The sequence below is a fragment of the Streptomyces sp. NPDC059567 genome (assembly GCF_042735655.1).
Classification (GTDB): domain Bacteria; phylum Actinomycetota; class Actinomycetes; order Streptomycetales; family Streptomycetaceae; genus Streptomyces.
Window position 1 is genome coordinate 1 of record NZ_JBHWBS010000185.1, and the last position, 5640, is coordinate 5640.

2 protein-coding genes are annotated in these 5640 nt (G+C 70.6%); both read right to left on the minus strand.

The window, feature by feature from the left end; all coding sequences use genetic code 11:
* Positions 1–4756, minus strand: a 4756-nt coding sequence (locus ACFVZW_RS36630) for an amino acid adenylation domain-containing protein (protein ID WP_384530864.1), incomplete at its 3' end; no start/stop codon positions are given.
* Positions 4756–5640: phosphopantetheine-binding protein (locus ACFVZW_RS36635; RefSeq protein WP_384530866.1), on the minus strand; the 885-nt coding region annotated here is incomplete at its 5' end. The genes ACFVZW_RS36630 and ACFVZW_RS36635, both read right to left, overlap by 1 nt.

Below are 5640 nucleotides of genomic sequence, written 5' to 3' on the forward strand. Positions count from 1 at the left end.
AAACCTCCACACCACCCGCAACAACAGCAACCGACCCCGGCGACCGCACCACCTGCGCCTCGAACAGCCCTGCCACCGTGGCCTCGCCCGGAAGCACGACCGCAGTGTCGTTCCACTCGATCAGCACCCGACGCAGCCCCGCCTCGTCCAGCACCTGCACGGAACTGAGCGGCACGTCCTCGTCGTGGTCGAGGGCCGCTTCGAGCGCGGAGACCAGGTTCCCGGCCGCCGTGCGCACGAACTCACCCACCACACGCGGATCGATCGGCGCCACCGCGTCCACGGCGACCCAGAGGTCGTCGCCGTTGTCGTCCACAGAGACAAGCAGCGGGTAGTTGGTGCGCTCATGGGAGAAGACGGTCCTGATGCCGTCCATGCCCTCGTGGCGCGCTTCCCGGGCGCCGGCGTCGGCGCCCCCGCCGTTGTGGCGGTAGTTGAACAGAGTCGTGAAGAGCGGTGCACTGCCGGGCATCCCACTGGCCTGCTGTGCCACCGTGAGCGGCGCGTGCTCGTGCTCCAGGAGCTCCGCCAGCTGGTCGCGCATCGCGGTGACCGATGCGAGGACTCCTATCCGATCCGTACGGACGCGGACCGGGAGCGTGTTGAGGAAGGGACCCGGCACACGGCCGGCGCCTTCGCCCGCGTTCATCCGGCCGAACAGGATCGTCCCGAAGACCACGTCCTCCCTGCCGCTGACCGCGGCCAGGGCTCGGGCCCAGGCGACGTGCATGACCGTTGCCGGGCTGGCACCGAGACGCCGGGAGACATCCCGGAGCCGCATGGTCAACTCGTCGTCGAAGGGCACGGCTTGGCGTGTCGAATCCGCGCCGTCCCCGCGTACGTCCGCGACGCCGAAGGCCGTGGTGGGCTCGGTGACGTCGCCGAGCAGGTCGGCGAAGTACCGCTCGTGCTCCGAGCGCTCGACGGCACCGCGCGTCTGGGCGACGAAAGTGCGGAACGGCAGCGGCTCCGGCAGCTCGGCGCCCCGTCCGTCCAGGAACGCCCGCACCTCCGCCATGAGTACTTCGAGGGCTGTGTGGTCGCGCACCATATGGTGAACCCGTACCAGCGCCAGCCAATGACCCTTACCGGGGACGCGGGCCGCGTGGACGCGGATCAGCGGGGCCTCACCGAGGTCCATGCTCGAGCCACCGGTCGCGACCAGGGCGGCGACCGCGTAGTTGCTGCCGTCGTCCGTGCGCGCCTCGTCCAGGGTGACGTGGGTGACGGGCAGAGTGGCGTGGCGCCACACGACCTGGACCGGCTCGCGCAGGCCCTCCCACACGATGGACGTGCGGAAGATGTCGTGACGGTCGAGGACGTTCTGCAAGGCGCCGAGGAAGGCGTCGAGCCGCTCGCGCGAGTCGAACTCGACGACCGTGGGCAGGACGTACGCGTCGTCACCGCCGTCCGCGAGCAGGTGGTGGAAGAGCAGCCCTTCCTGGAGCGGGGCAAGCGGGTAGACGTCCGCGACATTCGCCGCGCCACCGTCGACGGTGGCGACGACCGCGGTCAGTTCCTCGGCGGTGAGGTCGACGAGCGGCAGCATCTCCGGCGTGATCGCGGTGGCACCCGCCGGGATCAGGTTCGGCGGCACGGCCACCTGCTCGGATCCCGCCGAGGCGGCAAGCCCCGCCGGGGTCGGCGTCTGGAACAGCGCCCGAACGGACACCGTGACACCGCGCCCGCGCAGGATCTCGACGAGTCGGATCGCGAGGAGTGAATGGCCGCCGAGCCGGAAGAAGTCGTCGTCCACGCCGACCCCGTCAAGGCCCAGGACCTCGGCGAAAGCCGCGCACAGAATCTCCTCGCGGGCATTGGACGGGCCGCGGCCGCCACCGGAGGCGTACTCGGGGGCGGGCAGGGCCTTGCGGTCCAGCTTGCCGTTGCCCGTCAGCGGCAGCCCGTCCAGGACCACGACCGCCGACGGCACCATGTGCTCCGGCAGCCGCTGAGCCGCGAACCGGATGACGGCCTGCGGGAGTGCGGCGTCGTCCCCGTCAGGGTCCGCCATGGCGACGTACGCGACCAGACGCCTGTCCCCCGGGATGTCCTCGCGGGCGATCACGGCGGCCTGCGCGACCAGCGGGTGTGCGGCGACCACACCCTGGACCTCACCCGGCTCGATACGGAATCCGCGGATCTTGACCTGGTCATCAGCGCGGCCCAGGAAGACCACCTGGCCGTCCGCCGTCCACTTGGCCCGGTCACCCGTCCGATACATCCGCCGCCCCAGCTCGTAGGGGTTGGCCACGAACCGCTCGGCCGTCAGAGCCCCACGCCCCAGGTAGCCACGCGCCAACTGCGCACCCGAGACATACAGATCCGCGACCACCCCGATCGGAGCCGGCTGCAGGTACGCGTCCAGCAGGTAGAAGCGGGTGTTGGCGATCGGGGTGCCGATCGGCACGACACCATCGGCGACCCCCTCGGCGGTGAGCCGTGCCGTGGCGACACCGATCGTGGTCTCGGTCGGCCCGTAATGGTTGTGAACCTCGCGCTCACCGGCAGCGGCGATCAGCTCCCGCACCCACACCGGCGAGGCAGCCTCACCACCCAGAACCAGCGACCCGGTCGGCAGGACGCCTTCGACACCACCAGCCGCCGACAGCGCGGCCAGATGAGAAGGCACCGCCTTGAAGTGATCGATCCGGTGCTCGGACAGGTACGACGCCACCGCCCGCGGATCAGTGACCGCACCCTCATCGAGAACATGCAGCTCACCACCGGTCGCGAGGCTGGCGAAGACCACCGTGTTACCCAGGTCCGTCGCCTGCGCCTGCAGCAGCGCATACCGCGCACCGGGCCGACCAAAGCCCACCCGCTCGGGAACGGATCCCACATAGTTCGCAAGACCGCCGTGCGTGACGGCCACACCCTTGGGCTGACCCGTCGAACCCGACGTATAGATGACATACGCCAAAGACTCCGACGCCACGCGACGCCCGGGACGATCCACCGACGCCGCCGCCAGCTGCATCTCCACGAACGAGTCGTCGATCGCCACCAGACGCGAACGCCCGGCCGGCAGCCCGTCAAAGAAGTCCTCGGTGGTCAGCACCAGCGCCGCCCGGCTGTCCCGCAGCATGAACGCGATCCGGTCCGTCGGCTGCGCCGGATCCACCGGCAGGTAACCCGCACCCGCCTTCCACACACCCAGGATGCCCGCGATCATGTCCACACCCCGCGGCAGACACAGGCCCACGACGGCTTCGGCACCGATGCCCTGACCGGCGAGGTAGTGGGCTATGCGGTTCGCCCGCGCATCCAGCTCTCCGTAGGAGATCTCCTTGCCCTCGGCGACGAGCGCCACGGCGTCTGGGGTGAGATCCGCCCACCGCTCGAAGAGTGCGTGCACCAGGGGCGGTTGCTGGTCCTTCGCCGTGTCGTTCCAAGCGGTCAGCACTCGGTGACGCTCGGACTCGTCAAGGACCCGGATCGAGCTGAGCGCGCGGTCGGGGCGGGCGGTCGCCTGATCGAGAACGCGGGTGAAGCGTGCGGCGAGGCGCTCGACCGACGCCGCGTCGAAGAGGTCGGCGGCTGCCGTCACCGAGCCTCGCAGGCCGGCCGGGGCGCCCGTCGGGTCGAAGAGCTCGCGGACGGAGACGTCGAGGTCGAACTTGGCGGCCCGGGTGCCGGTCGCTCGGCCCTTGGCCTCGGTGTCGGAGGGGTCGACGACGGTCCGCTGGTTGTTCTGGACGGTCAGCATGACCTGGAAGAGCGGGTGCCGGGCCAGGGAGCGGGCCGGGGCCAGCTCCTCGACGAGCTTCTCGAACGGCACGTCCTGGTGCTTGAACGCCGACAGGACAGTCCCGCGTACCTGTGCGAGCACGTCGCGGAAGGTGGGGTCGCCGGTCAGGTCGGTACGCATCACCAGCGTGTTGACGAAGAAGCCGACCAGGTCGTCCAGGGCCTCGTCCGTACGTCCCGCCACGGACGTGCCGAGGGGGATGTCCGTGCCGGCGCCGAGCCTGGACAGCAGGGTGGCGAGCGCCGCGTGAAGGACCATGAACGTCGTCACGCCCTCGGCGCGCGCCACCGCCGCGAGGCGCGCATGCACCTCGGCGGGGACGCTCAGCGGGACGACATGGCCGCGGTGCGAGGCCACCGCCGGCCGGGTCCGGTCGGCGGGAAGCTCCAGCTCCTCCGGCGAGTCGGCCAGCCTCTCGCGCCAGTAGGCGATCTGGCGGGACATCATGCTGTCCGGGTCGGTCTCGTCGCCGAGCATCTGGCGCTGCCAGAGCGCGTAGTCCGCGTACTGGACCGGCAGCGGCTCCCACTCGGGGGCCCGGCCACGGACGCGCGCCTCGTAGGCGGTCGTGAGGTCCCGGGCGAGGGGGCCCTCCGACCAGCCGTCGCTCGCGATGTGGTGCAGGACCACGACGAGGACCCGCTCGTCGGAACCCGCCTCGAACAGGCAGGCCCTGATCGGGATCTCGGAGGCGAGGTCGAACGCGTACCGCCCGGCCTCATCGACCGCACCGTCCAGATCCGCGGGGGCGAGTTCGGTGACCGGCAGCTGCCAGTCGAGCTCGTCGAGCCCGAGGATCCGCTGGTGGGGCTCCCCGTCCGCGACGTCGAAGACCGTGCGCAGCACCTCGTGCCGCCCGATCACGTCGCGCAGGGCCGCGCCGAGCGCGTCGCGCTCCACGTCGCCCGGCAGCCGCAGCACGACCGGAACGTTGTACGTCGAGCTCGGACCTTCCAACCGGCTGAGGAACCACAGCCGCCGCTGTGCGAATGACAACGGAATCATCAGGACTCCTCCTGGTTACGCATCGGCTGCAGCGCCGGCCTGGTTGACTTCACGTTCCCGAGCTGCCCGGCGAGGCCGGCCACGGTCGGCGCGTCGAACAGCGCCGCTATCTCCACCTCGACGCCGAGCACCGTCCTGACCCGGTTGACCAAGCGCACCGCCAGCAGCGAGTGGCCGCCGAGTGCGAAGAAGTCGTCGTCGACCCCCACCTCGGGGACGCCCAGAACCTGGGCGAACACCTCGCACAGGACCTCTTCCTCGTGGCTCCTGGGGCTCCGCCCGGAGCCGGCCGTCCCCGCGTAGTCGGGAGCTGGGAGGGCCTTGCGGTCGAGCTTGCCGTTACCGGTCAGCGGGAGAGCGTCGAGGACCACGACGGCCGAGGGCACCATGTGCTCCGGCAGTCGCTTCCCCGCGAACTCGCGTATTCGGGCGTCAAGCTCAGGCTCGACCTCGTCCTGGTCGGTGGGGACGATGTAGGCGACGAGGCGGGTGTCACCCGGAACGTCCTCGCGGGCGATGACGGCGGCCTGTGCGACCTCGCGGTGGGCCGCGACAACGGCCTGGACCTCGCCCGGCTCGATACGGAAGCCACGGACCTTGACCTGCTCGTCCGCCCGCCCGAGGTACTCCAGGACTCCATCCGTGGTCCAGCGGGCCACGTCACCCGTGCGATACATCCGCCCGCCCGGCTCGAACGGATTCGCGGTGAAGCGTTCCGCCGTCAGACCGGGGCGCTTCACATAACCGCGGGCAAGCTGGGCGCCCGCGATATACAGCTCACCGGCAACCCCCGGCGCAACCGGCTGCAGGTACTCGTCCAGCACATACAGCTGGGTGTTGGCGATCGGGCGCGCGATCGGGTCCGACACACCCACACCCAGACC